This window comes from Streptomyces sp. URMC 126, assembly GCF_051386555.1.
Taxonomy (GTDB): Bacteria; Actinomycetota; Actinomycetes; order Streptomycetales; family Streptomycetaceae; genus Streptomyces.
This window is the reverse complement of record NZ_JBPQTX010000512.1, coordinates 1-3,029: the sequence shown is the minus strand read 5'-3', so window position 1 is coordinate 3,029 and position 3,029 is coordinate 1. Positions and strand designations below refer to the sequence as shown.

Annotated in this window: 1 protein-coding gene; it reads left to right on the top strand. The window is 75.3% G+C overall.

Going from position 1 to position 3,029, the window contains the following annotated elements; translation table 11 throughout:
• Window positions 1–679: 679 nt before the first annotated feature.
• Complete coding sequence (pucD, locus tag ACSNOK_RS32110) at window positions 680–3,007, top strand: xanthine dehydrogenase subunit D (RefSeq protein WP_436784314.1); 2,328 nt, start codon at window positions 680–682, stop codon at window positions 3,005–3,007.
• The last annotated feature ends 22 nt before the right edge of the window (window positions 3,008–3,029 follow it).

Below are 3,029 nucleotides of genomic sequence, written 5' to 3'. Positions count from 1 at the left end.
GTGCGGATGCGCCCGGTGGTGGGGCGCCGGGTGGTAGGGCGCCGGGTGGTGAGGCGTTGGGTGGTGAGGCGCCTGGGGATGAGGGCCGACGTGGTGGAGCCGGGCGTGGTGAGGTCGGGCTCGGTGAGGTCGGGGGTGGTGGTGAGGGCCGGCAAGACGGCCCTGACCGGGGAGACGGTCGAGGCGGCCGGGAATCCCGGCCGGACGGGAGGGCCGAGGCGTGAGTGAACGACCCATGTCCGGCGGGATGGTTGGCGGAGAAGCGGCATCCGGTCGTACGGCGGCCAGCGTCACGGCACCAGTCCGTGCGGCAGCCGGCGCCACAGCGCCCGCCCGTGCTACAGCGCCCGCCCGTGCGGCAGCGGCCCAGGCGGTGCCTGACCGCGCCGCGTCCGGCCGCGCAGTATCCGGCACCGCCGCACCCGGCCACTTCGTATCCGACACCGCCACACCCCGCCGCGCCGCATCCGCCGGCGCCGCACCCGGCCGCGCGGTGTCCGACACCACCGCACCCGGCCACTCCGCATCCGACACCGCCACACCCCGCAACGCCGCATCCGTAACCGCCGCCCCCCGCCACACCCCCGGCGGCCCGGCCGCCGCGAGCGCGTCGTCGCCCCGGCCGCCCGGCCGGCTCGCCTCCGCCGCGCTCACGCAGGGCAGCCGCACCCGGGGCGGTATCGGCGAGTCGACGCTCCGCCCGGACGGCGGGCTGAAGGTCACCGGCGAATTCGCCTACGCCTCCGACCTGTGGCACGAGGACATGCTCTGGGGCCACACCCTGCGCAGCCCGCACGCCCACGCCCGGATCACCTCCCTGGACGTCGCGGAGGCCCTGGCGACACCCGGCGTGTACGCCGTCCTCACCCACGACGACCTCCCGGCCGCCACCCGCTACGGGCTGGAGATCCAGGACACTCCCGTCCTCGCCGACGGCGTCGTCCGCCACCACGGCGAACCGGTCGCGCTCGTCGCCGCCGACCACCCGGAGACGGCCCGCCGCGCCGCCGCGAAGATCCACGTCACGTACGAGGAACTGCCCGTCGTCACCGACGAGGCGAGCGCCACGGCCCCCGGCGCGCCCGTCCTCCACCCGGACCGGACGGACGGCCACGCGTCCCACGTCCCGCACCCCAACATCGTCCACCGCCAGCCCGTCCGGCGCGGTGACGTCGCCGCCGCGAAGGCCCGGGCGGTCGCGGTCGTCACCGGCGAGTACGAGGTCGGGATGCAGGACCAGGCGTTCCTGGGCCCGGAGTCGGGCCTCGCCGTGCCCGCCGAGGACGGCGGCGTGGACCTGTACATCGCCACCCAGTGGCTGCACGCCGACCTCCGGCAGATCGCCCCCGTCCTCGGCCTGCCCGAGGACAAGGTGCGGATGACGCTCTCCGGCGTCGGCGGCGCGTTCGGCGGCCGGGAGGACCTGTCCATGCAGGCCCACGCCTGCCTGCTGGCGCTGCGGACCGGGCGGCCGGTGAAGATGGTCTACAACCGGTTCGAGTCGTTCTTCGGCCATGTGCACCGGCATCCGGCCCGGTTGCGCTACGAACACGGCGCGGACGGCGACGGCCGGCTGCTCTACGTCAGCGCCCGCATCGTCCTCGACGGCGGCGCGTACGCCTCGTCGTCCCCGGCCGTCGTCGGCAACGCCGCCTCGCTCGCCGTCGGCCCGTACGAGTGCCCGAACGTCGACGTCGAGGCGCTGGCCCTCTACACCAACAACCCGCCGTGCGGCGCGATGCGCGGCTTCGGCGCCGTACAGGCGTGCTTCGCCTACGAGGCGCAGATGGACCGGCTCGCCGCCGAACTCGGCCTCGACCCGGTCGAGTTCCGGCGCCGCAACGCGATGTCGCAGGGGTCGGTCATGCCGACCGGGCAGGTCGTCGACTCGCCCGCGCCCGTGGCCGAGCTGCTGCGCCGCGTCAAGGCCATGCCGATGCCGCCCGAGCGCCAGTGGGAGACCGCGGGCGGCGGAGCCGACCTGCGGGCGCTGCCCGGCGGGGTCGCCAACACCACCCACGGCGAGGGCGTCGTCCGGGGCGTCGGCTACGCGGTCGGCATCAAGAACGTCGGCTTCTCCGAGGGCTTCGACGACTACTCGACGGCCCGGGTGCGGCTGGAGCACGCCGGCGGGGAGGCCGTGGTCACGGTCCACACGGCGATGGCCGAGGTCGGGCAGGGCGGCGTCACCGTGCACGCCCAGATCGCCCGGACCGAGCTGGGCGTCTCCCGGGTGACCATCCACCCGGCCGACACCCGCGTCGGATCGGCCGGTTCCACGTCCGCGTCCCGCCAGACGTACGTCACGGGCGGCGCCGTCCGGCACGCCTGCCGGACCGTGCGCGAGCGCGTCCTGGAACTGGGCCGGGCGCGGTTCGGCACGTACCACCCCGCCTGGTCCACCGCCGAACTCCTGCTGGAGGACGGCAAGGTGGTCACCGACGCGGGCGAGGTGCTGGCGTCCCTCGCGGACGTCCTGGAGGGCGAGGAGCCGGTGGAGGCCGAGGTGGAATGGCGGCACCGGCCCACCGAACCGTTCGACCTGCGCACCGGCCAGGGCACCGGTCACGTGCAGTACTCCTTCGCCGCGCACCGGGCGGTGGTGGAGGTGGACACGGAGCTCGGCCTGGTCAAGGTCGTCGAGCTGGCGTGTGCGCAGGACGTCGGGAAGGCCCTCAACCCGCTCTCCGTGACCGGCCAGATCCAGGGCGGGAGCACGCAGGGGCTGGGGCTGGCGGTGATGGAGGAGATCGCCGTGGACCCGGTGACGGCGAAGGTGCGCAACCCCTCCTTCACCGACTACCTCATCCCCACCATCCTCGACACCCCGGCCATGCCGGTCGACGTCCTCGAACTGGCCGACCCGCACGCCCCCTACGGGCTGCGCGGCGTCGGCGAGGCGCCGACCCTCTCCTCCACGCCCGCCGTGGTGGCCGCCATCCGGCAGGCCACGGGCCTGGCGCTGCGGAGGGTGCCGGTGCGGCCGGAGCATGTGACGGGGACGTGAGGGGGGAAGGCGAGGGGGGAGG